Source organism: Kitasatospora sp. NPDC022785, assembly GCF_055561295.1.
In genome coordinates this window covers 1-1212 of the sequence record NZ_JBVHHB010000076.1, presented here as the reverse complement: position 1 = coordinate 1212, position 1212 = coordinate 1, and the positions used below count along the sequence as shown (strand labels likewise).

Genomic DNA, 1212 nt, shown 5'->3' with positions numbered 1-1212 from the left:
GCACGGATGGACATCAGGCCGGGCATCTCGTGCTCGGCCAGCTGGATCTCCTTGCGCCCGAACGGCGCCAGGGAAAGGTCGGCAACCTTGAAGTCGGGCGCGGCGGTCTCGGGGACGGACATGGGCGAACTCCTCGGCTTGGAAGGGATGTTCAGACGGTGGTCAGCGCGGGCACGGCCCGGTGCAGACCGAGGTTCCGGTGGATCTCCACGGAGGCGGTCGAGCTGTTCAGCGTGATGTAGTGCAGGCCGGGCGCGCCCTCCGCGAGCAGCCGCCCGCCCATCGCGGTGGCGTGGTCGACCCCGATCCGGTAGCCGGCGGCACGGTCACCGCTCGCCGCCTCCAACCGCCGGGCCAGTTCCGGCGGGAAGGCCGCGTTGCTCAGCAGCGCGAACCGGCGGATCTGGTCGAAGGAGGTGGCCGGCATGATCTCGGGGATGATCGGGACGTCGCAGCCGGCGGCCGCGACCCGGTCGCGCAGCCGCAGATAGTCCTCGACCCGGAAGAACATCTGGGTGATCGCGAAGTCCGCGCCGGCACGGCACTTGGCGACGAAGTGCCGGATGTCGCTCTCCCAGTCCGACGAGCGCGGATGCCGCTCCGGGAAGGCCGCGACGCCGACGGTGAACCCCCCGGACGCCTTCAACAGCTCGACCAGTTCGGCCGCGTGGCGCAGACCTTCCGGGTGCGCGACCCACTCCCCCTGCGGATCGCCGGGCGGATCACCGCGCAGCGCCAGCACATCGCGGATCCCCGCGTCGGCGTACCGACCGATGATCCGGCGCAGTTCGGCCACCGAGTGGCCGACGGCGGTCAGATGGGCGACGGGGCGGAGCGTGGTCTGGTTGCGGATGCGCTCGGTCAGATCGGTCGTCCTGGTCCGGGAGGAGCCGCCCGCGCCGTAGGTGACGGAGACGAAGGCCGGCGCCGCCGCCTCGACCCGGCGGATCGTCTCCCAGAGCGCCCGCTCGCCCGCGGCCGCCTTGGGCGGGAAGACCTCGAACGAGTAGCTGCGTCCACCCGCCGCCAGCAACTCCGCGATGCCGCGCCGGTCGGTCGCCGTGCCGTCGGATACCTGGTCGCCGGCCATGGTCACCTCGCGTTGAAGTAGGTGGCTTCGGGGTGGTGGATGACGATGGCGTCGGTGGACTGTTCGGGGTGGAGCTGGAACTCCTCGGAGAGCACCACACCGATCCGCTCGGGCCGCAGCAG

At 71.5% G+C, this 1212-nt stretch carries 2 protein-coding genes; both read right to left on the bottom strand.

All coding sequences use genetic code 11. The features are described 5' to 3' along the window. Positions 1-122, bottom strand: a 122-nt coding sequence (locus tag ACZ3YO_RS39925) for an adenosylhomocysteinase (RefSeq protein ID WP_396326190.1), incomplete at its 3' end; no start/stop codon positions are given. Between the two features lie 29 nt (positions 123-151). Continuing rightward, a complete protein-coding gene (metF, locus tag ACZ3YO_RS39920) occupies positions 152-1090 on the bottom strand; it encodes a methylenetetrahydrofolate reductase [NAD(P)H] (RefSeq protein ID WP_465579205.1) in 939 nt (312 codons plus the stop codon). Positions 1091-1212: the final 122 nt, after the last annotated feature.

Excerpts from the sequence above, each read along its gene's own strand:
- metF (WP_465579205.1), bottom strand. The coding sequence starts at position 1,090 with ATGGCCGGCGACCAGGTATCCGACGGCACGGCGACCGACCGGCGCGGC.